The 26,215-nt window shown below is 40.5% G+C and carries 21 protein-coding genes; 3 read left to right on the plus strand and 18 right to left on the minus strand.

Features of this window, described 5'->3' with window-relative positions:
* Window positions 1-65: 65 nt before the first annotated feature.
* The 4 genes from JKG64_RS19020 to JKG64_RS19035 all read right to left on the minus strand — a co-directional run bounded on the left by JKG64_RS19020 (window position 66) and on the right by JKG64_RS19035 (window position 2,863).
* On the minus strand, window positions 66-587 hold the full coding sequence (locus JKG64_RS19020) for an RNA polymerase sigma-70 factor (protein WP_210355851.1): 522 nt from the start codon (window positions 585-587) through the stop codon (window positions 66-68).
* 154 nt (window positions 588-741) lie between these two features.
* Window positions 742-1,941, minus strand: a complete 1,200-nt coding sequence (locus JKG64_RS19025) for an SH3 domain-containing protein (RefSeq protein WP_210355852.1) — start codon at window positions 1,939-1,941, stop codon at window positions 742-744.
* 59 nt (window positions 1,942-2,000) lie between these two features.
* Complete coding sequence (locus tag JKG64_RS19030) at window positions 2,001-2,441, minus strand: hypothetical protein (protein WP_210355853.1); 441 nt, start codon at window positions 2,439-2,441, stop codon at window positions 2,001-2,003.
* A 17-nt stretch (window positions 2,442-2,458) separates the two neighbouring features.
* A complete protein-coding gene (locus JKG64_RS19035) occupies window positions 2,459-2,863 on the minus strand; it encodes a hypothetical protein (RefSeq protein WP_210355854.1) in 405 nt (134 codons plus the stop codon).
* A 122-nt stretch (window positions 2,864-2,985) separates the two neighbouring features.
* On the opposite strand from JKG64_RS19035, the gene JKG64_RS19040 reads away from it, so the two are divergent.
* Genes JKG64_RS19040 through JKG64_RS19050 form a run of 3 tightly spaced genes read left to right on the plus strand, consistent with a single transcriptional unit; the run spans window position 2,986 to window position 6,550 of the window.
* Complete coding sequence (locus JKG64_RS19040; RefSeq protein WP_210355855.1) at window positions 2,986-4,266, plus strand: hypothetical protein; 1,281 nt, start codon at window positions 2,986-2,988, stop codon at window positions 4,264-4,266.
* Window positions 4,267-4,295: 29 nt separating this feature from the next.
* Window positions 4,296-4,847 carry a hypothetical protein gene (locus JKG64_RS19045; protein ID WP_210355856.1) on the plus strand — a complete coding sequence of 184 codons (552 nt, stop codon included), beginning with the start codon at window positions 4,296-4,298 and terminating at the stop codon, window positions 4,845-4,847.
* 11 nt (window positions 4,848-4,858) lie between these two features.
* Window positions 4,859-6,550, plus strand: a complete 1,692-nt coding sequence (locus JKG64_RS19050; RefSeq protein ID WP_210355857.1) for a HEPN domain-containing protein — start codon at window positions 4,859-4,861, stop codon at window positions 6,548-6,550.
* A gap of 196 nt (window positions 6,551-6,746) precedes the next feature.
* Here the strand turns inward: JKG64_RS19050 and JKG64_RS19055 are convergent, their stop codons facing one another.
* The 14 genes from JKG64_RS19055 to JKG64_RS19120 all read right to left on the minus strand — a co-directional run bounded on the left by JKG64_RS19055 (window position 6,747) and on the right by JKG64_RS19120 (window position 26,209).
* Window positions 6,747-7,028 carry a Txe/YoeB family addiction module toxin gene (locus tag JKG64_RS19055; protein ID WP_210355858.1) on the minus strand — a complete coding sequence of 94 codons (282 nt, stop codon included), beginning with the start codon at window positions 7,026-7,028 and terminating at the stop codon, window positions 6,747-6,749.
* Window positions 7,010-7,258 (minus strand): DUF2683 family protein, encoded by a 249-nt coding sequence (locus JKG64_RS19060; protein WP_210355859.1) that lies wholly within the window; start codon window positions 7,256-7,258, stop codon window positions 7,010-7,012. Before JKG64_RS19060 ends, JKG64_RS19055 begins: the two co-directional genes overlap by 19 nt.
* 82 nt (window positions 7,259-7,340) lie before the next feature.
* A complete protein-coding gene (locus JKG64_RS19065; RefSeq protein ID WP_210355860.1) occupies window positions 7,341-8,120 on the minus strand; it encodes a hypothetical protein in 780 nt (259 codons plus the stop codon).
* Window positions 8,121-8,537: 417 nt separating this feature from the next.
* Complete coding sequence (locus JKG64_RS19070) at window positions 8,538-9,725, minus strand: TlpA disulfide reductase family protein (protein ID WP_210355861.1); 1,188 nt, start codon at window positions 9,723-9,725, stop codon at window positions 8,538-8,540.
* A gap of 119 nt (window positions 9,726-9,844) precedes the next feature.
* Entirely contained in the window at window positions 9,845-11,161 is a 1,317-nt protein-coding gene (locus JKG64_RS19075; RefSeq protein WP_210355862.1) for a RagB/SusD family nutrient uptake outer membrane protein, read from the minus strand.
* 11 nt (window positions 11,162-11,172) lie between these two features.
* Complete coding sequence (locus JKG64_RS19080) at window positions 11,173-14,739, minus strand: SusC/RagA family TonB-linked outer membrane protein (RefSeq protein WP_210355863.1); 3,567 nt, start codon at window positions 14,737-14,739, stop codon at window positions 11,173-11,175.
* A gap of 126 nt (window positions 14,740-14,865) precedes the next feature.
* Complete coding sequence (locus JKG64_RS19085) at window positions 14,866-15,972, minus strand: FecR family protein (RefSeq protein WP_210355864.1); 1,107 nt, start codon at window positions 15,970-15,972, stop codon at window positions 14,866-14,868.
* Window positions 15,973-16,024: 52 nt separating this feature from the next.
* Complete coding sequence (locus tag JKG64_RS19090) at window positions 16,025-16,576, minus strand: RNA polymerase sigma-70 factor (RefSeq protein ID WP_210355865.1); 552 nt, start codon at window positions 16,574-16,576, stop codon at window positions 16,025-16,027.
* The gene (locus tag JKG64_RS19095) at window positions 16,573-17,889 is read right to left on the minus strand and encodes a chloride channel protein (RefSeq protein WP_210355866.1); all 1,317 of its coding nucleotides are present in this window, start codon (window positions 17,887-17,889) and stop codon (window positions 16,573-16,575) included. The genes JKG64_RS19090 and JKG64_RS19095 overlap by 4 nt, the downstream gene beginning before the upstream one ends.
* A 48-nt stretch (window positions 17,890-17,937) precedes the next feature.
* The gene (locus JKG64_RS19100) at window positions 17,938-18,759 is read right to left on the minus strand and encodes an MBL fold metallo-hydrolase (RefSeq protein ID WP_210355867.1); all 822 of its coding nucleotides are present in this window, start codon (window positions 18,757-18,759) and stop codon (window positions 17,938-17,940) included.
* A gap of 287 nt (window positions 18,760-19,046) precedes the next feature.
* On the minus strand, window positions 19,047-20,513 hold the full coding sequence (locus tag JKG64_RS19105; protein ID WP_210355868.1) for a PKD-like family lipoprotein: 1,467 nt from the start codon (window positions 20,511-20,513) through the stop codon (window positions 19,047-19,049).
* A 24-nt stretch (window positions 20,514-20,537) separates the two neighbouring features.
* Window positions 20,538-21,311 carry a DUF4843 domain-containing protein gene (locus JKG64_RS19110; RefSeq protein ID WP_210355869.1) on the minus strand — a complete coding sequence of 258 codons (774 nt, stop codon included), beginning with the start codon at window positions 21,309-21,311 and terminating at the stop codon, window positions 20,538-20,540.
* Between the two features lie 5 nt (window positions 21,312-21,316).
* Window positions 21,317-22,804, minus strand: coding sequence for a RagB/SusD family nutrient uptake outer membrane protein (locus JKG64_RS19115; protein ID WP_210355870.1), 1,488 nt, complete (start codon window positions 22,802-22,804; stop codon window positions 21,317-21,319).
* A gap of 3 nt (window positions 22,805-22,807) precedes the next feature.
* Entirely contained in the window at window positions 22,808-26,209 is a 3,402-nt protein-coding gene (locus JKG64_RS19120; RefSeq protein WP_210355871.1) for a SusC/RagA family TonB-linked outer membrane protein, read from the minus strand.
* Window positions 26,210-26,215: the final 6 nt, after the last annotated feature.

Here is a 26,215-nt window from a genome sequence, read left to right on the forward strand (position 1 = left end):
TAAAAATCAAAAAAGGGTGAGCGGAAGTTAATCTTATTTACAACAAAACTTCAACAAACTGATTATTAGATAAATAAAATTTTTAAGAAAGCAACAAGATAAAAAAGAAGTTTGCTCTTCAATAGGCGGAGAGCACGCTGTCGTTGGCTCTTTACTGTATTTAGACTTATATTCAACAACTTAGCTACCTCTTCATATTTCTTTCCATCAAAATAGATGAGTTTACAGACGTGCTGGCATTTATCGGGCAATGTAGAGAGTTCACTATGAAGAACTCCTATTATTTCGGCACGGATTAAATCGGTGAGTTGATCTGTTTCACTTTCCTCCTTCCCCTTTAACTCGATATGTATCTTTTCTGCTGTGGCTTGTCTTCGTTTATAATTTAGGCATTGGTTTTTGACTGTACTATATAGAAAGCTTTTGATGACCTGCTCGGGGCGAGCAAGGATATCCGTTCTATCCATTAAGACAATAAACGCCTCCTGTACGATATCTTTAGCGACTTCTTCAGAGTCAACGAAGGGGTACGCATAAACCGTCAACCTTGCAAAATACTCTTTGAAAAGCGTTTCTATTCCCGACATGCCCAATCAATTAAGATTTTCAAAAATTGAACTCGGAGAAGTATCCAAGACATGCCAAATTATAAATTTTTTATCGATTTCAAGCACCTGATTATCAAATCTGCAAAGGCACGAGAAAATCTTTATCGAAAGCCAGGACGCTAATCAATTTCCATTAACAGTAATAAACCGATTCGAAAGATACGGGCACACCATTTTTGAAGGTGATGGCAAAGAAGCCCGCATCCCCATTGGCGATACGGTAATAGTGCGGGTTCGCAGCCCAATCTACTGTAAGGAGATGTCCAAATTTAGTAACGAAATCTTTCTCGCTATAGCTGCCATCAATAATTTCCTTTCCGAGCACCAGAGCATGCTGTTCCACAAAGTTCATCGAATATACCGAGCCCACCATCTTATTCTTTGCAGGATAATTTTCTTCAAATGCCAGAATCACATCCGCCGATCGGTAGAAGAACAAAGGTTCCCAACCGCATTCCGGTGAATCGGGAATATCTTTAACTTTTTTCAGATTCAGATCAGCCGCTTCCCTTTCGGAAATCTTACCATCCCAAAGCCTTCTGCCATGTATTAGGTAGTACATAGAAAGCTTACGCATTTCCTTTTCATAAACCTCATAGTCCAGATTCTCGAGCTTAGAGGCTAGAAGGAGCTCAAACTCGATATCCACTTTGGGATTGGTCCTTCCCGATCGCTCCCAGGACTCTTTGTAATAACGTAGCGCCTGCAACATATCTGCTTTGTTGCTCGACCATCCGATTTCACGCAGACGGCTAGCCGCATTCAGTTCTTCTGTGATATCCTTATCTTTAACTTTCAGATACGCTTTCAAAAGTTCTGCGTAGGTCAGTTCCATTCCCAGATACTTGGCCTGTATGTACTCCGGCTGTTCATGAAAATGATCACCTATATATACCCATCCATCATTATACAGTGGATAATAATCCAACGAAGTATGTTCATTGAGCCTAGCCTTACGTACAATCTTTCCTTCGGTCGAAGGCTGATTACGTACACGCAGTTCGGCCACCTGCACATAGAGGTGCGGCCCTTGCTGACCTTCAGGTCCCCGGTAGAAATACTGAGCCGGCTCACCAGCAGACCTCTTACTGAACATCCGCGTATCTAGCGGCTGCTTGGCTATATAGCCTACATCGCCATTACTGACCCTGATTTTATAATGCGTACGTGTCGAATCCAGTACCGTAATCGATGCTTCGGTACAAAGGACACCTAATATGGAGCTTTTATTGTCTGGTGAAGACAGTAAGTGATCCCATTTTGAAGTATATACTGGTCTCCATTCTTTAGTCTGTGCATTTCCTAAAAACACAGCCAGTACGCAGGTTATCATTCCTGCAAAAATTCTTTTACTTATACGCATCATCCGATTCTCGGCGAGCCCGCCGATCTTTACTTTTTCTTTTTCTTCTTTTTCTCGTCCTTTCCCTTCTTCTCGAGCACTTCCACCCGTTTTGTCAAGGCCTGGACATATATCGCTTGCTCTGCAATCAATGTGCCAAGCTCTTTGAGCGTATCGTACAATGCGAGATGTAATTCGCTATCGGACAATGGAGCAATATATTCTTTTGCCGCGATGGGCTTTTTCTTAACCGCAGGCACTTCTGTTTTGGTCATCTCCCCTTCTCCCAGCAACAGCCAGGACGGGTTTATTTCGGGATACTTGGACAATATCTTGAGCAAGGCATCCGAACTCAAACCTGATTTCTTCTGCTCACCTTTAAAATTAGCATAGGACATTCCTAAGTCCTTAAAAAACTCGATTTTACTCAACTTTGCGTGACCTGCTATCAGCAATATACGCTCTTTAACAGTAAGTGATAGATTGTCCATATAACTTTGTTTTATAATTAGTCTTTTCTTAACAGCGCTATTTCGCGCTCTAATAGCGCTAATTGCTTCTCCAAAGAGATAATTGTCTTCTCCTGGGATTTAATCGTCACTTCTTGGGAAGATATAACACGCTGCAACGAATGAATGACCGCATTACTCACCCCTTCCAGCTCAGCATTTAAATAGGTCTCCGTGCGTTCTTCCGTTTTATTGGCTGCCTGCAACATCTCTCCTTTGCCCGTCAATAACCAATCCGTAGAATACTGCGGATAATTTTCCACTACATTCAACAGCCATTTACTTTGAATATCAGTACCATTAGCCAAAGCTCTTGAAAAAACACCTTTACTCGCACCAATTGCCGCTTCAAAAGCTGTTACACTCATCCCTTCATTATCCGCCAAAACCTTAATTCTCTTCATTAAAGAGCTCGTACAAATATATTTTTCGTCAACAACTTTGTTTTGAAGATAATTAATTCTTAAATTAGATTTTGAAAGAAGTAAATTATAAACACAAGAGTTAATTACCCAAAACTTACATTATGAAAAATACGCAAAAGAAACTAAAAGCGAAACACTTTAGGTATTTAAATAAAGATACCGTGAAGAATCCGATGATATATCTCGTGGATTTTTTCTCCCATGAATCAGATTTCAATCGATGCCTTACGGATATAGACACCATCATCAATGCCTCTATAAATAAAAAAATGAGGAGTTCTAAATCGATGTTCTTTGGAGACAACATTATAGAACTCATTCGTCGGGTAGAAATTGCATACGTTATTTACAAAAAGTACAATATCCCAAAACAGAAGGAGCCTTTGGACTTTTTCTACAACCGACAGGATTATGTAAACTTTAGAGAGAACAAATCCATAACCAAAAATAATGAAGAAACACCCTACGACTCCATCAGTAAATTCTTTTCCTTTCAAAGTTTAAAAAAATGGTATGACACACTTGATACCCTGTGGATAAACATGATAGATAGAAGAGAAGAAATCGATATGCACGAAGCTCTAGGCGAAGACTACGTACTCGCAATCAGAGAGCTGTTCATGCGACTGACAATTTCTCTCCACCATATCTACGAAATAGGAGAGTTCCCTAAATATGAAACTAACGATCAGCTCGAAGAGAATGTAGTATCCAAAAACAACAATCAAAATACCAACGCAGCGACTGATTCAAACGACTTGGATACCCAGTCCAGCTCTGAAATCAGGAAAACCCAGATTAGTGACCCTCATAGAGATAGGATCCTAGAGGAGCTTAGAAATCGATTTGGAAAAGACGATTTAGAAACATGGCAATATGAACTTCATATTCTTCATTTAGGAATAAATACGGAATACGACAGTTGGAATGAAGCTTTTAAATTATCTGCCCCCGGAAGTACGTTTTACTTTTGCGCAAGAATCCATAAAATCATAAGATTGATTGGAGAGGAAATTAGATACATATGTGGTCCAAATAAATTCCCATTTGAACCTGCTACTCGGCATAAATCCTATAAACAAATCATTCATAAAAAAAGAACCATCAAATTACAGTATCTATCTCATGATGAAACACTACAGCCCGAATATTATTTATATCAACTTTTTGAAGAGCTTCCAGAAGATGAGTGGGAAGACAAATTCAATGAACTTATTGAAATATTTCTCTCTTTAGATAATAACGAAAGTTTTGACGGTAATGGAGGTTATTTCAAGTTCTTACAGCAGCTCCAAAAATGCATTGAACTCAGCTTCATTATAGCCTTCAAAGATGAAATAGAATTCATAAGTTCAACTGAATCAGAGAAACTAGAAATGTAGCACAAAACAATCACAAACCACACACAACAATGGAAACAAAAACACACAAAATCAAAAAGCTTCGGTATCTCGCTCCAGAACACGCAAGCGAACCCAATAGATTCCTTAAGGAGATTGTCCACGGTTGGGGTACCAATTGGTCTCTTAATTTTGGATTTCTATTCAGTTACTCCATGTGCCCCATGTTGGACAGAAACCGTGTCTTCGATTATGGCTTTACCTACCTCCATCTCGCACAGATGATAGAAGCAGCCTATGCCATACTTAAAATGCGGAATTGGCAACCGACAGCGAAGAAAAAACTGTTTCAATATAAAGATATTGAAGAATTAAGTGCATTACTATTAGAGAAAGAAAAAGTAGATGCACAACGCATCATCTGCGATTTCTTTGGCTTTATGAGCTTAAGCGGTTGGTACAATTTCCTCGATGAGCTACTTCTATCCAGCGATATCAACAATAAAAGGAAACAGGGCTATGAAATTGATCAGGAGCTCCTGATAGCCCGCGAATTCATCCTCCTACTTCCCGATGCTCTTCTACAAATCCACAAAGACAATGTAACCTATTTTCACCCTTAATCTTATTGGACATGACAGCAACACTGGAATCTAATTTTGAAATCATTTTCAAACATCTCACCGTCGACGAGATATTCTTATGGACCTACAACCGCAACGGAATCGTACAAACAATCGTACAAGTACATACGCACAACAAGCAACGCAGCAGCACCCTAAGGGAAAGATGCCAACGTGCACTGCAGCCCATGGAGGACCACTATTTTACCTTCTACAACACCAAAGAAGTACAGTCAAGAATTAATGATGGACTTGGCCGCTTATACCTCAACTGTCAGTCTAGAAACCGGATTTATGTAAATCCCGAACCGATAAATACCGTAATCCTTCCTGTGCTTAGTTCCGACGAGCTTCTTGAGCAAACAAGAGCATATATAAAAAGAGAAAAGGACAAAATCACCGCCTTTATGGAAGGATACCATCTTTATTATAGCAAGGAAAACTATCCCAATGCGGCATTTATGCTTCATCAAGCGCTTGAAATATCATTACGCGTAGCACAGAAATTGTTACTAGGTGTCGAGGAGCGCTCACACTCCCTTAAGCAGAACATCGATTTTTTTAGACCCTATGACTCCGTCTTGAGTACGCTGATCAGCACCAAAGAGGAGGAACAGGCCATCAATAGGCTCACAGAGTCTTATACCTGCTCACGCTACAAGAACAACTTTACGATGGATCTCCAGAAAATTGAGTTCTGCAAAGACATAACCGACCGTACAATGACTTGGATAGTAGACTACGAAGAGGAGCTACTGCAAGAAATAGAAGAAAAACTTTCATCCATCCAGGAGCTCCATCAACAAACCGACATTATTAAAACCAAAATAGATATGGAAAAGTCAACAAACATCAACAACAACCACCGCGACCTTATCCACAATGCGCTGGAAACCTATGGTCAGGTACATGGGCTGTACTGCTTTGCCTATGTAACCCGCCAGGACAGTATGTGCAACTTACTAAATGTACAACAGTCACACCATGAGATTCATCATTATTATCTCTTCGCGATTATGTCCAATCAGAATAGACCAATTATGGATCTTCAAAACTGTATTATGCAGTTACTACCGGATAAGATTAAAGTGACTTTAATCCAAGAGACACCGGAGCAGGTGGAGAAGAAACTGAAAAAGGGAGATGTATTTCGCACCAACCTACTCCAAGCTGGAGAGTGTTGGTATAGGGATAGGGAGTTTATAGGAGAGAAAACGGGGACTCAAACAGTAGATTTAGAAAAATCTAGAAAAGAATGGAATCAACGGTATCATAATGCTATGGACTTAAATTTCGCTTCCGCGGAGTGTTCTGATGATATCAATCGAGAAACTCAGGCTTATTTATCCGCAATAACCATAGAACAAATATGCCTAGGAGTAATAACTCTGCTTTTACACTACACACCAGCAACAAGCAATCTAAATTATTTGATGAATATCTGTGATATTTTATGTCCAGATATTACCATCATTTTCGATCGTGAAGATCCTATTCAGAAACTACAGTTCAATCTACTGATGGAAGCTCAAAACAAATATAGACACTCATCCCACTACTCAGCAAAAGACATTTGCTTGGAAAATCTAAACGATCAAATATTATCGTTCTTTGAAGAAGTAGACGACTTCGTTCAAATCTATTTCGAACAACAAGATCTACAAGAAGCCAATAAAACCGAAAACATCGAACAATGCGCATAATAGAGACTAAAAAGCCTTGGTGCATCTTATGCATCAAGGCTTTTTAGTCTCTGAGTTTCTAGATTTGCTTCGCAGAACCCTCCGGGGCACCTCTATTACGGCTACGCTTCAATCGGAACGATGATCAATCTGACAGCGTCTTTACCCCAGTTCTTACCGTGGTATCTAGGGACTATCAAAAAGCTTAACGAGAGGGTTACTTATCCTCATAATGCCCCTTCGCTCTAACGACAAATACCACAACCTCATCTTCCATGATCCGATATACCATTCGATCCTTTTTATTCAGACGTCGTGACCAAAAGTCTGCATAATTGCCTTTCAGTCGTTCGGGGTTTCCGGTACCGGTTTCTGGATGCTGGGCCAACTCGGCAACAATGTCCTGTATCTTTTTAACATCACTCTTCCTGCCACTTTTCTTATGGTATTCTAAATGAGTAATTGCGAGCTTGGAGAATATTACTTTATACTGTCCCATACATTGGTAGGGTCTTTTATTGTAACATAGTCACCTTCCTTATACTCTTCCATTGCTACTTTGATGTCATTAACAAATTCTTGGCTATAACCTTCGTCCTTTAACTCATTAATGGGCACAATCGCGAATGCCTGCCCTGGCCCACGATTTACCAATACCTTTTCCTTCTCTGCCACTTCTGCCCAAAACTTGATATTTTTTCGAAATTCGCTTACTGTTATTATTTTCATCAGAAGTATCTTAAATGTATTTCTCCTAAAACTACATTCACAAAGATAACAAAAAAAGTACATAAACATGTACACACAGAGCTTACACCCACTCGGTTCCCCCTTCTTGAGCAGATTTCTGCACCGGTGTTGATTCGCGGACCACATCTTTCATAAACTTTCCATTACAAATCCGAAAAACTTCCAGTATATCCGCTGCCATAAAAGCCTGACTATTGGACAAATAATCTTCCTTACCACCAGCATGCCATACGCGACAACGAACCACCCCTGTCACAACAATCAAGCAATTGTCCCAATCTGGCACCGAAAACGCTGTTTCTTTTGCCGGCGGTTCTTTACCTGGAAACACATGGAGTTCCTTCGAGTAGAGAAAGTCAATTTCATCCTCCAATTCAAAGGGCACTTTCAAAGCATGATAACGAATGCATAATGAACTTATCCCTTTATCAGTGCTTGCAACACGCCACAGCTTGTCGTCTAGAATTTTCACTAAAATATCTCTTTGATCCTCTCTATACCGAATCTCCGTTTGCCACGGAACAAGCCCGTAGAAGGTTCGTTTCTTATTCCAACGGAAATCTTTCAAAGTGGAGCTATTACCGTACCCTATCCGTAACTGCCCTAGCTCATGCTCCTCGTCCAGCCGAACGAGTTGACTTACCTTCTTCGTCAAACGATTAAAAACAGATCGGCTAGTCATCTCACGCCAATTTTTTTTACTGTATTGATATATCTTAGAACTCACCTTGCTAGCATAGGTAAAATCCACATTCGCAAGCTTGCTATTTTCACCAAGATTATAGTCTCCACCACGCTTACGCAATTTTTGGGAAACAACTTCTTTGATAATTTCGTCCATAAAAGAGACAATTGGGTTAAAAAAACTATAACACACTTAAAACCTACAAGTTAACAAAAACTAGACAGCAGAACAAATACCACTCACAAAGTCCGTTCAAGTCTCCTTAAGTCTGCTCAAGTCCCCTCAACTCCGTTATAGCTTCGACTACTCTCCGATACTCCTCCGTACCATCCTCGGGATTCCTTCGAGACAGCTTCGACTATCCTTCGGTGATTCTTCGGCTACGCCTTGACTCAAAGGCAAACGATAGCCGAACAACAACCGACCATGGCCCGAATCTGTCTCGAACCTGTGCCCTAGCATTCTCGAAGCACCATGCAAGAACTGTCGAAGGGCATAGCGTAAACCAGAACAGAAAAAAATGCCTTAGATAATACTTTATCTAAGGCTCATTCTTATAGGGGCACCGCTATGTTAATAGCCGTATATATCTAACAATGCTGCATCCAACTTGGATCCTCGCATGTTAAAATTCACAATACGCCCTTCGGGGTCTAATAGTATCGCAAAAGGGATTCCCTGAATATTATAAGCTTTGGTAATCTCTCCCTTAAACCCATTTGGATCGTTGAGCTGTGTCCAGGTCATTTTCTCCTCTTCCATCGCTTTCTTCCAGTGCTCATCCTTTTCATCGATAGAAATACTGATGATTTTAAAGCCGGAGTCCTTATATTTCTCATTGATTTTTACCAGATGTGGGATTTCGCCGCGGCATGGTCCGCACCAAGATGCCCAAAACTCCAACATACAATACTCTCCTTTAGGCACCAATGAGGACACACTGACTTTATTACCATCGGGATTGACTAATTCAAAGTCCTGATATCTGGTATACAAAGCCATCTTCTTGGCTCTTTCGGACAGCTCCATAAAGTTAGTATAGCGTTCTGTACCTTCCCATCCCTTCTTAATGATATGCTGAAGCTCTGTAATCTGATCCACCGTTAGCTCGACAAACATCCCCAAGAAATTCATTCGGGCCTGATCATAGGCTACCACTGAATTTGGATTTGCTCGGATAAAATCAAAGGTTGCCGATTTGATCTTCTTCTCCACAGGCTCCATGGCTTTCGTAAGACGTATACCTTCTTCTGTATTATAGATTCCATCCATTGTCGGCAGATGGTATTTTTCCATATAATCTTTATACAGATCGGCCATTTGCGCCCTTTCTTCTTTCAATGATTCCTTAAAGGCGGTGTATTCGTCTTCTGTTTTGGACCCTTGTACAGTAGCGGCTTTCTTTTTTGGATTGTGATAATAAGTACTCATGCTATCGATATGCGCTGTTATAGTAATCGGCGAATTCTCTAGATAAAAATGTGTACTGGTCCAGTTTTTCTGGTAAGAAACCTTTCCATTTGGAGTGCGATCGATGATAACACGGTAATACATAGGCGAAGGTACAGCCCCGGTAAACTTGAACACTCCCTTTTTGATTATTGCACTATCGACTTTGATATCTTCGGCATAGTCATTCTTGTATAGATAAACTTTGTTTCCTTCTACGTTCCCTTCAATATTTCCCGTAATTGTATATTTCTCCTGAGCAATGGTAGCAATACTGCAGAGAAGCAATGCTGCTGTTATCAATTTCTTCATCTGTATTTTTCTTTTTATTTCTTCGATCAAAAGACGTCCAAAAAGTAAAGCAATAAGAAGTTTGTAAACTGTTTACTTTCTTAGTAACTGCAAATACTTTTCGGACAACTCCCTATATTTTAAAAATTCTTTGGCATACCTGGATTAAACATTAAGACCCGTGAAGGTACTTCAAACGTATAGCTGTAAGTGGCAGGATCGATACTCAAGAGATCTTTATTATCAATAGATTTTCTGGTCGCCTTTGCCCCTAACCCTAATTTCGCCAAACGCTTCATATCCATCCAACGGTTAGAGCCAAAAGCCAATTCTCTTCTACGCTCGGCCAGCACCCAATTTAGAACTTCGGCTTTATCTGTAGACACCAGGGGTTGATACGACGATTTTGCAATGCGCAGTACCCGAAGGTCATTAAGAATCTTCAATGCACCATCCAGATTGCCAGCCTGGACCATAGCTTCGGCCTGCGTGAGTTTTAATTCCGAAAAACGTATACCATACAGCCCCCAATAATTATCAAGGCGCATATACGTCCCGTCAAGAAAATAGGAAAACAATTTCATTCTTAAATCATTTGCGCTAAAAGTATTGACAAGGTCGCTGGAGTAGCGAAGATCATATATCAACACATGATAAGTGGTCGTTCTCAACCAAAGAATCTCTGTATTTTTTTCTTGGGTAGGGTATGCGTAGGTATTGTAATCAATAATTTCATGTGGCTCTTTTAGGGCTAGGTCAGCATAATTCTTCGCCTTTTCAAAATCGCCCATATAGAGATATACTCTAGAAAGTATCGCCTGTACCACCGCTTTATTAAAGCGTGTCTTGTTCAAACGGTTGGATACTAAGTATCCTTCAGCTTCTTTGAGGTCTGTCAAGATGTGGTTCATGGTTTCCTGTAGCGTGGTACGTGGCGGCGTAGCTGTGGTCACGTCCGTATAGGTTACCCAAGGGATGCCAGGAAGACTTCCTGCAGTCGCTGGATCATAGGCTTTTGTAAATGCTGTTACGAGGACAAAATGTGCGTTGGCACGCTCTGCCAAAGCTTCTCCTAACAATTGTTTCTTTTTATCTTCACTGACATCTGTAACAGCAGCAATATTGTTGATGATAATATTGGTATTGTAGATCTGGCGATACAATGGCCCCCAAATAGCCGGTGTAGCATCATTGTCCACATCAATTATATCTCTCCAGAAATATGCATTGGCCAATGGATCCTGTGCTATTAATGAATGTGGTGCATATACATCATCACTAGCATACGCTAAATGATCCGGGTAACAATTAGTGTTGATCTCGGCATTAAGGATAGCATTAAACTCTTCAAAGCGCTTGGGTATCACGATCCCTTTGGGCTCTACTTCCAAGTATTTGTCGCAGGACGAGAACATGCTCACTGCAACAATAAATCCTAATATATATTTAAAGTTCATGTGTTGGTCGATTAGAAATTAGTGTATAAAGAAATACTGTACATCGCCTGTCTAGGTAGCGAGCGCTTACCAGTAGTACGCTCAATCGCATCGGGATCTATCCCATTATCGCTAAATGTATACTTGAGCGGATTCTGCACCTGAAAACGAAGCATGGCATTGGACAACTTGAATTTGTTTGCAAAATCCTCTTTCAAGCGGTATGTCACGACGATATCCCTCAAGCGTATGAAATCTGCTTTTTTCACAAACTTATTCGCATACGTATATCCTGTCTTCGCATAGGTGTTAAAATAGTTCGGTGTCCCTATTTCAGCAAATCCAGGTATATCTGTTGTCGCTTCATCACCTGGCTTTTTCCAGTAATTCAGTGCTTCTTCCATAAATGACCTATTGGTAACATTAGGATCTGGCGCCTGTGTACGCATCACATGCCCACCGTAGTACATAAACAAGAAAGACAGATCAAATTGTCCTAAGCTGAACTGATTGTTTAGTCCCGTTACATACTTGGGAGTGGTAGTCCCCATGTACAGCATATCGTCAATAGTAATCTCACTATTACTTCCACTGCCCGCTGTACTTACCATACGACGTACACCTTTTTTATCAATTATCTCAGGTTGTCCTTTTTCATTGAGCCCGGCATAGTTGTAAGCGTACAATGCTCCAATGGGTTGGCCGGCAGTATACTGCACCTGCGATATCAATGGCAACAGAGCCGCATTTCCCGTTGGTTGTGCTGTCAGTACTTCTTTGACTTTATTAAAATTAAAAGAACCTGTAAGTTGCGTCTTCCACGAGAAACCAGATTGTTGGATATTCGAAGATGTCACTTGCATTTCGAAACCGTTATTGACAATTGTCGCTGTATTGGCATTATATCCATTGAAGCCAGAAGTTGGATCAGAACTTAATAAGCCGATTACATCTGTAGAATTCTTATAATAATAATCTAAACTACCAGATAGACGGTACTTCCACAAAGCGAAATCTAGACCGATATTAAACGTAGATGTGCGTTCCCAACGCATAGAGCTATTTTCTGGAGATAGCACATCATAGAACTTCTCGAATGGAGAATAGGTATAATTTATATTTGAATTTAAAATGAGGTATTTTCCATTAGCTGAAGTTGGGGTATTTCCATTTACTCCATACGCTGTACGAAACTTCAATAAAGAGATCCAGTTCAGATCTTTCATAAACTCTTCTTGATGCATACTCCAGTTGGCCCCTAGTGAGTAAAATGGCTTGTATCGATACTGCGGATCGGTTCCGAAGAGATTGGACTGATCAGTACGGATACTGCCCGTTAACGCATAACGATTCTTGTACAGATAAGTACCGTCTCCATAAAAGGAAACAAAACGCCTATCATCGTAATTCTCTCCGAAATAGTTTTGATAAACAACAGCTGGAATCGATGTATTTGGCAGTGTGGTATCAAATACAGGCTTACTACTTGAAGCAAAAGCTACAAAATCAATCGGTGTATAAATCAATGTTTGTCCATCGTAACCAAATATGGAAGTTAAGTAACTACTATTTTCAATCCGACGGATTTCTGAGCCTACGACACCAGACAACTGGTGATCCTTAGAGGGGCTCGTATAGTTAAAGTTGAACTGTCCTCTTACAGTATAGCTTTTGATTGATTCATTGTTCCGGGATAATAAATCTCCTTTAGGAATCTTATTGAATACCGCCAGACCAGAAGCCGGATCTTTGGTCGCTCTATAATTCATCAATCGACGCATGTCAATATAATTCTCCTGTTGCAGGGTGTTCACAAGATTACGCTCATCTTCATATGCTCCACCAAAGTCAAAATCCAACCACGAAGTAATTTTGGTATTCAATCGAGCCTGAAAACGGACAGCAGAAGTATTCCGACCGATATTTGCTCTGAAGATATCAGCATAGGGATAATACAACTGATCATAAAGCCCTTTTTCTATGTTCAAATCATTGTTACTAGGGATAATGCTATGGTAGATACTACTTCCGCCTCCATAAGGATTCACACCCCATGCCACAGGTAATGCATTACCGTAATCGTCGACCAGTCTTTCGTAAGACTGGAAATCATTAATACCAACTCTACGATAAGGAGTATTGTTTTTTCCATTACGATAAATACCTTTAAAGTCCAGGTGCATCAAGCGATTCAAATGATGGGTCGACGCAAAGTTGAGTAGAATACGCTTATTGTCGGTTTCAACATAATCTCCTCGTTCGCCTAAATAATTGGCTCCCAATAGATAGGTATGCTTATCGGATCCTCCACTGAGATCAAAATCAACCTGATTGGTCAATGCATTTCTATAGAATAGCTTTTTGTACTGCTGTAGGTTATCAAAATTGCCCAAAGCTGTCACTCTAGCATCGAGCTCAGCCTGTGTAATCTTGCCTTCCTTATAGTCAAACACGGCATCATACACAGGTGTTGTAGCCAACAGACGTCCAGTATAGCCCGATCTCACTGCTGTCTCGTCCATCAAAAGATTGTCTTTCAGAATGGAAGTCAACATAGATGAGCTCGCGTAGTTCATATAATCGAAATCGGGACGTGGCTGTATCGCTGTGGTAGCACGCAGATTAAACTTTGTCTCCCCCATTTTACCTCTTCTAGTTTCGATTACAATAACGCCATTGGAAGCACGTGACCCGTAGATAGAAGCCGCAGCTGCGTCCTTTAGTACGTTGACGGATACAATATCATTGGGATTGATACTTTGTATATCGATTTCTGTTGGAAAGCCATCCAATACGATCAATGGTTTACGTACGGCATCAAAAGTGGACACTCCACGAATGGAAAGATCATTGGACTGGGGATTGTAAACTAATCCGGCCAACTTACCTTCCAGATTCTCCAGAAAATTACCGGATACAGCAACACGCTGATCATAGTCTTTTTGGTTAATGTTGGAAACAGCCCCTGTCAATTGAGCATCGGTCAATGCGCGATATCCTGTCTGTACAGTAACAACCGATTCGTCCAATGCATATTGTACGGCATCGAGAATGATATGCGACAGGTTACTGCTGACACTCAGCTCTTTGGTGTGATACCCCAACATGGAGATTTCGATATACTTGTCGCCCGGAAGCACGCCGATAGCAAATCGCCCCTGCGCATTGGTAGCAGAAGCCCGAAATGTGCCTTTCACACGTACTGTAGCATTATGAACAGGCGCACCTTCTTTATCAAACACAAACCCGACGATTTCTTTGGTTTGCTGTTGGTTAGCTCCTTTTTTCAGAATGATGGTATTATCGATTATCTCGTATTGGATAGGTAAATCTCCGATCGATGTGCTCAGCACTTCTCGAACGTCCTTCTGCTCAAAACTGACATCTTGAGCCCGCATGGAGCGTATGAGTTCGTCTTCATAAACGAATCTATAACTAGACTGTCGTTCAATTTTCTGAATCAGCTCCTTAAATGATATATTCTTGGCGCTAACATTGATCAACTGTCCATACACAGCAGCCTTAGTCTGCAAAAGTGCAGCTCCAATAAGGACACATACTAAATGGATTTTCATTAGTATTCCTCTTTTGTAATTCATAAATTTGATTGGTTTTGTTAGTTATTTAGTTCTCACGACATAGTATTAAATATTGACAGCCATCGAGGTCAGATATGTTCGAGCATATTTGGCCTCTTCTTTTGTCTATCAATGGTTAGTTTATTGTTATTTAATGATTATTTTTCTTCCTTCGATTTTAAAGCTTAAAACATCTGTAGCCTCTAATACCGCTATAACCTTAGTGAATGTTGAATATCGGGGGATACTTCCTGTAAAACGTTTCTCTTTTAGGTCTTCACGCTCAAACTCTACCTCTAGATTGTACCATCGCCCAATATCATTCATCAGTTCCTCAGCAGGTTTTTCATTGAACACGAATTCTTTATTCACCCAATCGACCTGCTGTGTCTCTCTCGATGTGAGCAGTAGTTCATTTCCTTTGTTGACGACCTGATCTCCTGGCTTCATCATAATCTCCTTACCTGTTTCATTACTGCTCACCTTCACACTTCCACGCAATAATTTGGTTGTGGTTTCCGACTCGATCGGATAAGCTTTAATGTTAAATTGTGTCCCCAACACGGTTACTTTTTGCTTCGCTGTACCCACAACAAAAGGTTTACTTGATTTTTGCACATCAAAAAAGGCTTCACCCAAAAGATCAACGTTTCTCTCATTTTTATTGTAGCCTGCCAATAATTTCAACTCCGAATCAGCATTCAGCTTTACCAAAGAGCCATCCGGCAAAGTGACCTCAAACTCACCTCCTTTAGGGGTCTTTATCACACTGGGTTCAACTTTCTCGCCGCCATTTTCTAACTGTCGAATCTGTATTCCTCCAGTAGCCAGCTTAATAATCTCCATTCCTCCTTTATTGAGTCTAGCACCAACAAGCATAGCCTTCAAATCGACTTCCTGCCCATTATCTGTCCGCAGAACAGCCGTCTCCTCTCCAGGCAGAATGCTATCAAGGGAAACCAATGGCTGCTGTGTGTCTTGAGTGGTATTCCGCATAACGTAAACACCAACTATAAGCATCAATACCGCAGCGGCAGTGGCAATCTGCTTCCACACAGGAGTTAGTTTACGGACCTTGTACAACTGTTTTATCTCGTCACGTCCCTGCGAATAATGATCCTGCAAAATACCCTGATGGATTGACTTAGGCTTTTCTCCAACAGCTAGATACCAACGTTCGACTTGTTCTCTCTCCTCTTCAGAGACATTGCCCTCGTTATATCGCTTTAGTAAATCTTGGAAGTTGTGGTCCATAACTTGTCTTTTGAGATAAGACAGGTAGCTCAGGCAGGGGGTGTAGAGATTTTTAGAAAAAAAGTAAATTTATTTTGGATCGTATGATTTTCAAGGCATTAACAATCTGTCTTTTTACCGTTTTATCGGAGATATTAAGCTGTTCGCCTATTTCCCTGTGGCTAAGATGTTCAAATCGGCTCAACTCAAACACCAGTCGCATCTTCTCAGGAAGAAGGTCTATTCCCTCCTCGATCTGCGCTTTCAACTCTTTTTCAAACATATACCCCTCAACGGAGCTGTAGCTTTGCTGCTGATCCAAAGTTTCTAAATAGCTGCTACGTACATTTTTCTTTTCTAAGAAATTTAGAATGTTGTTCTTTAACGAGACATATAGGTATCCGGAAAAATTCTGTAACTCTCCAATGATCTCTCTTTTCTGATATAAAGCTGTAAATGTGTCCTGGACCAGATCCTTGGCTTCCTGTGCATCGTCTAACTTGCGAAGGGCATGTACATATAATAAAGGAAAAAAGCGTTCGTAAAGCACATCAAAAGCGGCATTATCTCCATTTTGAACCAAGGAGAACAGGTATTCGTCGCTATATCCGCTATAGGTTTTCATTGCTTCAGAGGAAATCCAGTAGGTAAAGATAAGGAATGTTCCTCTTTATAGGTATATACATTATAAGGGTATACCCATTTGGCAAAGACTTTAGCAATAAAACTGGCGATCAATAAAGGGATAAACAATTGAATACCATTAGGTACTACACTCATGATGATAAACAAAGCCGCAAACGGTGCATGTATAGCGGCAGAAAGCATCGCCACAGCACCAAACAGTGCAAAATTAAGCAGGATTAACTCTGTACCGAACCAATGGTTGCACAGCTGGGCAAATAACATCCCCAAGAAGGCTCCCGCAACGATACTCGGTGCAAAGACGCCTCCGTCTCCACCAGCGCCCAGTGTCAATGATGCGGCCAGCGGCTTAAGAAATAGCAATAGTATTAAAGGCAGCCATGTCAGTTGGCTCATCGGATGGAGCTGGCCCCAGGTGAGCAATTCATGCAGACCAGCATAGCTGTCGCCATAGAGCTGAGGCAGGAAGAATATTAAAGCACCTAACGTTATCGCCCCCAGATTGACCCGGATAAAGTTGCTTTTGATTGTACCGAAATAATGTTTCGCATAGATGACCAACTTGGTAAAATAAAGCGCTAACACCCCTCCCAATATCGCTAATAGCAATATATAGGGCAAGGCTGATAAGTTCCAGTGTGTCACCTCAAAAGGTAAGATCGGCTTACTATAAAAAAAACAGACGAATGCATAGGCTAAAATCATCGACACCATACCACTGAACAAAAGTGTTTTGCTGAACCGGCGTGCGATGACTTCAAAAGCAAAGAGCAGACCGCCTATGCCACTTCCAAACAGTACGGTAACCCCGGCCGTAACCGCAGCACAGATCAGCTCGGTCTTAAACGCCCAAGCAGAATGTATCCGCTTATACGCTTGATTGCCTACTGTCGCGGTAGCGACCACCGTAGACACCTCCACTCCGGTCGATCCACCAAAGATGACGGTTAAAAAACCATTGATAAAATGAGACGGAATCTTAAAGAACGGCAGGTGATCTTTTCGCGTTTCTAATGTGGTATAGATCTCCTTAATTCCTTTGTTCTTACGATTCTGAAAAACATACTTACGCAGAAAGTAGATACTGGTAATTCCAATTGATGGCAACAGAATAAATAGAGCGGCCTGTTGCCCTTGAATATAATGATAGATATAGTGTTGAAAAAACTCGGTCAGATGCTTTAGACTAAAAGCCAATATACAGGATATTAGACTAACAAGGACGACGGAAAGAAAAAGCTTGAAATAGTTGTAACGAATGACACGCTTCCGAAATGTTTGTTGTTTTAACATATTGCGTTGAAAATGACCGTGCAAAGTTAAAACTTATTGGGGACTTTTTTAAAACTGTGTCAACGTTATCTGCTGTTCTACATACACAAACCTGGATATAGTCTGCATGGCCGGCACGTATTCGTACAGTGGTGTTTCTTCCGTCCGTAGCGCAATGGACAGCTCAATTTCTTCACAATGTGGTGCAAAGGTCTGCTCAACGATATCCACGGTATTATTCTCTCCAGACAGGTGTCCTAGGATCAGGTGCCGGAGTCGTGGGCTTCTGTTTTCTAACAACAACTCCAGTGCTTCTCTATTGGATATATGGCCCCAACCGGAGCTGATCCTATTTTTGAGGTAATAAGAATAACGCCCTGTACGCAACATCTCCTCGTCATAGTTAGACTCCAACAACAATACATCTGAGTGCTTTATGACATGCTTCACATTGTCACAACCTCGCCCTAAGTCAGTTAAGATGGATACATTGGTCGTACCATCCGTAACCACAAAGCTACAAGGCTCTTTGGCATCGTGATACTTCGGAATACCGATTACTGTCAGATCTCCGACGGCGGTTCGCGCATCCGCATGGATGATATGTACCAAATGCTCTGGTAACCTCAGCTTGGTTCCTTTGTATGTTCCTTCTGTCAGATAGACCGGTATTTGGTACCGCTTACAGAATACCGAGAGTCCCCGGATATGGTCACCATGTTCGTGGGTAATGAAAATAGCCTTGATCCCAGCAGGAGATAAACCCAACTTGGCCATACGCAGCTCCACATGCTTGGTATTGATCCCTATATCAACCAATACGACATCCTCTCCCTTGGCTACATAGTAGCAGTTCCCGTTCGACCCTGAAGCTATTGCGGCATATTTCATATGTATTTAATTTGTCTTTTATCTGTCATATGGAATATCCAAATTACATCAGTAGTGTTTGTGCAGTTCTGCTACATAGATATTTCATATGTATTTAATTTTTTCTTTAATGGCCATACGGAATACTCATGGGTGTTTGTGCTTCGCTAAACATGAGTATTTCATACTCACAAAAGTAAAGAAAAAAGCCTTAGCTTGTTAGGCTAAGGCTTTTGTTCCGACTTGAAATAACCGAATAGCAGCTTATAAAAGCATAAATTCACTTTAACAAATCATGCTTATACCTATTAATTCTCTAAAATACCAAGGTGCACATCCACAATTTTATCCAAGATATTTGGAAAGGATTGCTCTAATTGCATTGTTTTTGCATTATAAATATAAATAGATCCCGGCTTTGCAGCAGATGAATCATTGACCGCGACCATAATCTTGCCGTCGAAAGCCTTAAACTTAACAATACTTCCTTTTTCAGAAGCGGGCAGGGATAAAAACTTTTGAAACTGAACACCCATATAGGATGCGGAATAAATGGTATTATCTACTGTCATATACCAAACATCGGTCATAATGTCGTAGAATACGTAACCTATATTACCAGCAGCAGGCATTGATCCAGTCGCTTGCATGACCAACTGACTGGGCGCATAAGAAGCATCATAATCCAATCGATATGATGTTAAGTTATCACCATCTCTAAACAGGTATATTTGATTTATCGAAGGTATACCTGCGAAACTACAAGCCAAGAATTCCTTTCCATCGGGAAGACTTATGCCTGGTATATTTTCATAATCATGGGTATATGCAAAGCTATTTCCAGACATCCCATTGCCCCAAACCCTGATTTTCTTGTTTTTTTGGTCGTAAATACTCATAAAGTATTTTCCATATCTAAAAGGAGTGGCAATACCATTGGGGGCAATCTCATAATCCGACTGCTCGAATGCACCAATAGGAATAACTCCTTGTTGTAAAACATGGAACTTGCCATTATTGACAACATATACCATCTTATCAAGGGGGTCCGTCACTACCTGGGTTGGCTTAAAAACAAAACTGCCCGTACCCAAATAACTGGATGAGCTATAAAACAATGTCGGCGTAAACTCTCTAGAGTCGATAACCACAACCGGATTAATCGCATCCTTAACTCCTAGCGTCAGGATATTATAGAAGTCACTTGCAGAAGAACCGTATTGCTTCCTTCCACTTAATGTTATCGGATTTTTACCCAGATCGGGATAGGTTGGCATAAATATAGATTCCCACTTAGGTGATTTACTGATTGTCGACAGACAATATATAGCTGCGTTATACTCCTTGTCTTCTGTCAATGCATAGTACCCCCATTTATAAGGGTTTACTACGTTGAAGAAACAGTTATATTTGGTAGTGAGTCCTGTTGATTTATCTAAAACAGAAAATTCTGCGTTGATTCTACCATACCGTTTATCGGCAACATACACCAAGTCTTTGCTTGCTGTTACTTTAACCGAATCTACCATCCAACTAAATTCCAGATTACTCATATCACTTTGAGATAAGGTACCGACCACGGAAGGATTCACTGTCAGCGTATCCTTATAAGGAATCTCGAAAATCCTATCTGTAGTGTGATCTCCTTCTAATATTCCCGAAATCTCAATCTTATTCACATCTTGGTAATTATAATTACCAAGATCTTTGGAACACCCCCCCAGCAATAGCAGCAGGGCGGCCAATATATATGTAACTTTACTTCTGTTCATCATTTATTTTAATAAAAAAGACAATACTTATGGCAATAAGATCCGCTCTTGCGTTGTATCTCCGTTAGGATATACTACATTGTTCTCAAAAAACTGCTTTAATATTGTTATATAATTAAAGGTAACTGGATACGAATCCGCATTTGCATACGAAGGCATATTGTCCCAGTAATAAAATGGCCCTGGATTATTACCACCCAACTCAGGAGATGGGTCCGCTCCAAGATAATACAGCTGCATCCATTTTTGAAAGACTTCTTTTTTAAATGGGCCAAAATAATTTTTCCAAGTGTTCCACCACTTGGGCTCTCTCAGGATATCATCGACAACTATTTTCATCGTACTATTGTGTACATTACCGACTTTAAAGTCATCATTTGCCTGAAGGCCCAGATGTAATACCATTTGATTTGTCAACAGATACGGATCTCGCTTCACCGTCACATAAAGTGTGTCGTTGTATTTACCTGCTTTGATAACTGGCGATGTCAATTTTATCATATCTGGATCATATTGCGACGCTCCATCGACTACTAAGGCATACATTCTATCCTTATCCGCAGCGGCACCACCTATATGTACAGGAATCTTTAATACCTTTTCTGTTATAGTGATATTCTCATCTAATGAGAAGCTATAATAGGTACTGTCGATATATCTCTCAACAGATTTTGTATTATCGTCTGGTAAAGCAAAATATACATAACTGTCGGCTATGTCAAATTCTAACATATTATGGCTATCCTTACAGGCTACCATCGTCAACAGCAGAAGGCATGTTATTATAAAGTTACTTTTCATCTTATTTAATTTTGAGGATTGAACAATAATTCATCATCAGGAATCGGAAGGTTAAATATTTCCTTCTTGGGCTGCACTATGGGAGAACGATCTATAGCTCTAAAGAGTCGCTTATACTCCGTAAATAAATACCCTTCAGCAATATTCTCTTTTCGCATTTCATCAAAAATCAAATCCTTTGTCTCTTTCTCTGTTGTGCTTGAAGTGTAAGAAAGATCTGTCGTTATATTTCTTGCGTTCCGAACTTTGTTCAAATACGCAAAAGATTTTGTCGGATTTGTACTGGCATAACTCTCAGCGGCAATCATATATATGGTATGCAGCGATATCACCTTGTTCTCATAAAAAATTTTATACGATTTATCGGTATAAGGTTTTGTAAAGTCAAACAGATATTTGGACAACTTCCAAGGATAACTCGTATTTGGTCTACTGAACCAATTAGTCAACCGATTATCATTAGTCGATCCCGATCCACTCTTATTATAAAGGTTAGTATTCAACCAGCTGTAATTAGGAAACAAATACGGACTGGTGCCGGCACTTGTAGAACTTTCCAAGGCTACAAAGCTTTTTGGCACATAGGTTGCCAGCTTATTCGTAAACAATGCAAAAACACTTTCCATAGGTAACCGGACGTTACCCAGGTATGCAAAATCCGTATTTATAGCTAAGCGGATACTTTTCAATTTATCCACCTCAGCAATTAATTCTTCCGCAAATGTACCTGCTGCAGCGAGATCCCCCTCCCACTGTGCGACCATAGCTTGTAATGCTATAATCGCATAATAGTTCATCCGAATCACTCTATAATCAATCAAGCTATTATATTTTTCATAGTTGAATTGATCTTGCGTTTCACCTCTCCCTTGCGTTCTGATCGGATCATTTTCAAGCAGCGCGCGTGCCTCAATCAAATCTTTTTTCAACAATTTGATCACCTCACTAGCGGTAGAAAACTTTACACCTTGAAAAGAAACCTCCGTCTTATAGGGAATTGCCAGACCTGCGCTTCCTTCATTTGCGAAAGAAGGTCCAAACAGTTTCAATAATTGGAAATGCGCAAATGCTCTTAAGCCAATAGCTTCTCCTTTTACTAGATTATAGTTTGGATCCGATTGAATATGGTCAATGTTCTTAAGGATTACATTCACCTGATTTATAGTTTTATAAAACTTAGACCATATCTCCTTGATAAACTTTTTCGACTCCTCATAATTATATTCGTATCTGGAGGGTCTGTAATATTTATGTCCAGCACTCAACGAAGAATATGAACCTACCAAGGTTTCCATGAGACCATATTTCATATCCCTTCCGTACAAGGTATCGCTTGCCAGCGATTCATAAGCACCACCCAATGCCGCTTCAAAACCAGACCTGTCCTTGAATAGGTCTTCCTCATAGGCCTTGTTAATCGGGTTTACATTTAAAAACTTTTCGCAACTACTTAAACCTACAAGCAGAGCGATTGCTATCAATACTTTCTTCATCAGTTAAAATTGTATCATTAAACCAAGATTAAACTCACGCGCATAAGGATAGTCTACACCTCTTTCCATACGAACGGTACTCCAACGAAAGGCGTCATTCATGGAAAAATTCAACCGTAGCCTTTCTAATTTATATTTCTGTAAGGTTACATTGCTAAAAGAATAGTTTATATTAATACTGGATAGTCTTAGAAACGATTCTTTTTGAACAAACCTGCTTGATGGTTGTGTCGCCGTAAGGTCATCTATAGCCTTGTATAGTGCTTGATCTCCAGGCTGCTTCCAACGCTCTTCTAAAACACGCTTATCTGCATTTTTATATGGATTGTTGTTTTCGATCTTGTTCATTAAGGTTTTATTAAAAGTATCGCCCCCTAAGGAGTAGTTTCCATAAAGCTGTACCGAAAGACCTTTATAATTAAAAGCCGTACCTACCGATCCAAATAAATCTGGTTCTTCATCTCCGCTGACCACTTGATTATTGGCTTGCCAAGTATAGGTTACATTACCATTACGATCTAAGAACAACTCTCTACCATTTGCCGGATCTATGCCGAGCGATGGGACTGCTCGGATAACACTCAGAGATTCCCCTTCTTGGTAGTACTTAGATGGTGCGATAACATTTCCTTTTTCATCTTTTTTTACCAAGGATTCATTCATCATTCTCAACTCATTGGAAATTTCCTTTAGTGTTCCTCGATTCTGAGCCACACCTAATGATATATACCAACTCATATCTTTTACCGTATTATTCAATACTCTCATATTAGCCATTGTCTCCACTCCTTTATTCTGGACCTTTCCGAGATTTTGGAAGAAATAATCATCTGCAAAGCCATAAGATGGTGCAACAGTGGTTTTGGATATCATTCTATTGGTCGTTTTATTATAGACGGAAACATTCAACTTCAAAAAATCACCTAATACACCTATATCTGCACCGATACTTTTTTCCTGTTGCTCTGGCCATCTCACTGCCGGATTTCCCTGTCCTGAATATATAGCTGCATATTGATTATAATAATTGCTACCTGTTATGAACCGATAAGACGTACTGACCATACCTACGTTAAAGTCATTAATCGTACTGGAAGTACCGGTGTTGACATACCATCTGAACCGCGTAACAATGTCATTTTTAAACCATTCTTCATTGTGCATATTATGAGAAAAACCTGCACTCCAAAATGTACCAAAGCGATTTTGCGAACCATAGATGGATGCTCCATCGGATCGTAAAGTTCCACTTACATTATACCGATTATCGTAGGTATAAAAAAGTGACCCCAAGAACCCTACCGAACGTACAGGACGCGAAGTGGACTCTGGCAACGATCCTGCGGCATACTGTAAGGCCATTTGTGGTGTCATAAAACGATCATCGATGAAGCCATTCATCGTCACGGAGTTACCTTCCTCATTTTGCATACGCAGCTCCGCTATCCCATTGGCAACGATTTGATGTTTTCCAAACATATTAGAGTACTGCATATCGAGTTTTCCTTCAAACTTAGTCTGCGCATCATTTCCGAATACATACTGTCCTTTTTGACTGGCATCAACAATGTTAGCGTATTGGGTATGAAAGGGGGACGTGTATTTATCTCTTTGGATTGTCGCGCGAGACATCATCGCCGATCCTCGTAGAATAAAATTGGGTGAAATATACCAGTCCACCATCGTGTTGTTCTGTAGTGTTTGTGTTAGATTTACGTTTTTAAAACCTAGACTGGCATTGTACAAGGGGTTGAATAATGTCGGTCCCCAGCTATACCAAGGTCCCAGTTCGCCAAAACGAATATTGTAATCTCCATTTGCATCATAAATTCGTTCATAGGGGTTGAGCTCCGTATAGGCGGCAAAACTACCATATGGGCTATTATACTCCTTGGTATTCATATAAGTAGCTACATTTCTAAAAGTGATAACATCTGGAATACGGTATATCAAAGTAAATCCGGCGTTACCTCTCTTCCTTCCAGATTCTTTCATCACTCCTTTAAAATCGTTGTAACTTCCCTCTAGACTATAGCGTACTCCAGCACCACCACCTTCCATACGTAAACTGTTATTGACAGAAAAGGTATTTCTGACGGGTTGCTTCAACCAATAGGTATCTACTCCCGCTTGTATGTTTCTTTCTCGAGTTGTCAAGAGATTATCGTAGAACTCTTGTTCAATATGATTAAAGTCAGGATTTATACCCTTCGACCGATAAAGGCCAGCAAATTTTTCATAATCCAGTTTTTCACGGGCATTCATTAAATTATAATCCGAGAGATCAACCATACTGAAAGAGGGCTTCATATCATAAGTCACCGTAAACTTCCCATCCTTGGGCAAGCGTGTTTCGATAACGACAACACCATTCCCCCCTCTAGAGCCATATAGACTCGTCGAACTGGCATCCTTCAGAATCGAAATAGACTCAATACGGTTCACATCTATATCATACAAAGTAGTAATAGGTACCTCAAACCCATCCATGATAATCAACGGTTTACTGTTGGAATATTCTCCTACACTGGAAACACCGCGGATATTAATCTGAGGCAATGCATTGGGGTTAGATCCTACATCTACGCGCTCATCCACTTTAAAGGAAGGGTCAAGCGCCTGTAACACGGTGAAGATATTGTTTGAGTTAAATTTCTCTAACTCTTTTCGTGTCACCACTGTTGCAGCTCCAGTAAAATTCTCTCGTCTTACCTTAGTATACCCTGTCACGACCGTCTCTTCAATCTCATTATCTTTTTGCCTGAGGATGATATTGATATGATTTCGTCCATCGACTTTTACAGTTTGAGGTTCATAGCCCAACATCGAAAACTGTACCTGTGCTTGTTTATTTGTCCGCACGGAGTATGTACCATCTTCTCCAGTGGTACTCGCCCAATTGCTGGAGTTAAGTAATTTTACGGACACACCTTTTAGTGGCTTGCCTTGCTCATCAGTCACCGTACCTACTAAGCTATACTCCTGTTGAACTGCTGTCTGTTGTACAGCCTCTACACTGCTGACAGTCTTTGCTGGAGCAGTCGCTTTTTTCTTTACAATGATTGTATTGTTCTGAAAGGAAAGCTCTACAGGTTGGTTTGCCGATATTTCTTTCAGGACAGCCTTGAGGTCTCCATTCCTGATGTCAATGCTAAGCGGCTTTGCTCCCTTTAGGAGTGCCATATCACCAATGAGGTCTACGTTGGCCTGTTTGCGGATTTTCTCTAGAACCTGATGCAATGATGCTTTCTGTTCTTTCAATGTAACAGTCTGCGCAAGAGCACCGCCTAAGACATTTGCCATAAATACCCCACTAAACAGAAGCATAGCAGTCCCTCTTCCAATGTCTTTTTGGAGCTCCCGCCAGCCGTTTTTTAGGCTATAGCGGTAAAAATTTTTCTTCATTCAGAT

The sequence above is a fragment of the Sphingobacterium tabacisoli genome (assembly GCF_017908035.1).
In the GTDB taxonomy this organism is placed as follows: Bacteria; Bacteroidota; Bacteroidia; order Sphingobacteriales; family Sphingobacteriaceae; genus Sphingobacterium; species Sphingobacterium tabacisoli.

Excerpts from the sequence above, each read along its gene's own strand:
- JKG64_RS19020 (WP_210355851.1), bottom strand. The coding sequence starts at position 587 with ATGTCGGGAATAGAAACGCTTTTCAAAGAGTATTTTGCAAGGTTGACG.
- JKG64_RS19025 (WP_210355852.1), bottom strand. The coding sequence starts at position 1,941 with ATGATAACCTGCGTACTGGCTGTGTTTTTAGGAAATGCACAGACTAAA.
- JKG64_RS19030 (WP_210355853.1), bottom strand. The coding sequence starts at position 2,441 with ATGGACAATCTATCACTTACTGTTAAAGAGCGTATATTGCTGATAGCA.
- JKG64_RS19035 (WP_210355854.1), bottom strand. The coding sequence starts at position 2,863 with ATGAAGAGAATTAAGGTTTTGGCGGATAATGAAGGGATGAGTGTAACA.
- JKG64_RS19040 (WP_210355855.1), top strand. The coding sequence starts at position 2,986 with ATGAAAAATACGCAAAAGAAACTAAAAGCGAAACACTTTAGGTATTTA.
- JKG64_RS19045 (WP_210355856.1), top strand. The coding sequence starts at position 4,296 with ATGGAAACAAAAACACACAAAATCAAAAAGCTTCGGTATCTCGCTCCA.
- JKG64_RS19050 (WP_210355857.1), top strand. The coding sequence starts at position 4,859 with ATGACAGCAACACTGGAATCTAATTTTGAAATCATTTTCAAACATCTC.
- JKG64_RS19055 (WP_210355858.1), bottom strand. The coding sequence starts at position 7,028 with ATGGGACAGTATAAAGTAATATTCTCCAAGCTCGCAATTACTCATTTA.
- JKG64_RS19060 (WP_210355859.1), bottom strand. The coding sequence starts at position 7,258 with ATGAAAATAATAACAGTAAGCGAATTTCGAAAAAATATCAAGTTTTGG.
- JKG64_RS19065 (WP_210355860.1), bottom strand. The coding sequence starts at position 8,120 with ATGGACGAAATTATCAAAGAAGTTGTTTCCCAAAAATTGCGTAAGCGT.
- JKG64_RS19070 (WP_210355861.1), bottom strand. The coding sequence starts at position 9,725 with ATGAAGAAATTGATAACAGCAGCATTGCTTCTCTGCAGTATTGCTACC.
- JKG64_RS19075 (WP_210355862.1), bottom strand. The coding sequence starts at position 11,161 with ATGAACTTTAAATATATATTAGGATTTATTGTTGCAGTGAGCATGTTC.
- JKG64_RS19080 (WP_210355863.1), bottom strand. The coding sequence starts at position 14,739 with ATGAATTACAAAAGAGGAATACTAATGAAAATCCATTTAGTATGTGTC.
- JKG64_RS19085 (WP_210355864.1), bottom strand. The coding sequence starts at position 15,972 with ATGGACCACAACTTCCAAGATTTACTAAAGCGATATAACGAGGGCAAT.
- JKG64_RS19090 (WP_210355865.1), bottom strand. The coding sequence starts at position 16,576 with ATGAAAACCTATAGCGGATATAGCGACGAATACCTGTTCTCCTTGGTT.
- JKG64_RS19095 (WP_210355866.1), bottom strand. The coding sequence starts at position 17,889 with ATGTTAAAACAACAAACATTTCGGAAGCGTGTCATTCGTTACAACTAT.
- JKG64_RS19100 (WP_210355867.1), bottom strand. The coding sequence starts at position 18,759 with ATGAAATATGCCGCAATAGCTTCAGGGTCGAACGGGAACTGCTACTAT.
- JKG64_RS19105 (WP_210355868.1), bottom strand. The coding sequence starts at position 20,513 with ATGATGAACAGAAGTAAAGTTACATATATATTGGCCGCCCTGCTGCTA.
- JKG64_RS19110 (WP_210355869.1), bottom strand. The coding sequence starts at position 21,311 with ATGAAAAGTAACTTTATAATAACATGCCTTCTGCTGTTGACGATGGTA.
- JKG64_RS19115 (WP_210355870.1), bottom strand. The coding sequence starts at position 22,804 with ATGAAGAAAGTATTGATAGCAATCGCTCTGCTTGTAGGTTTAAGTAGT.
- JKG64_RS19120 (WP_210355871.1), bottom strand. The coding sequence starts at position 26,209 with ATGAAGAAAAATTTTTACCGCTATAGCCTAAAAAACGGCTGGCGGGAG.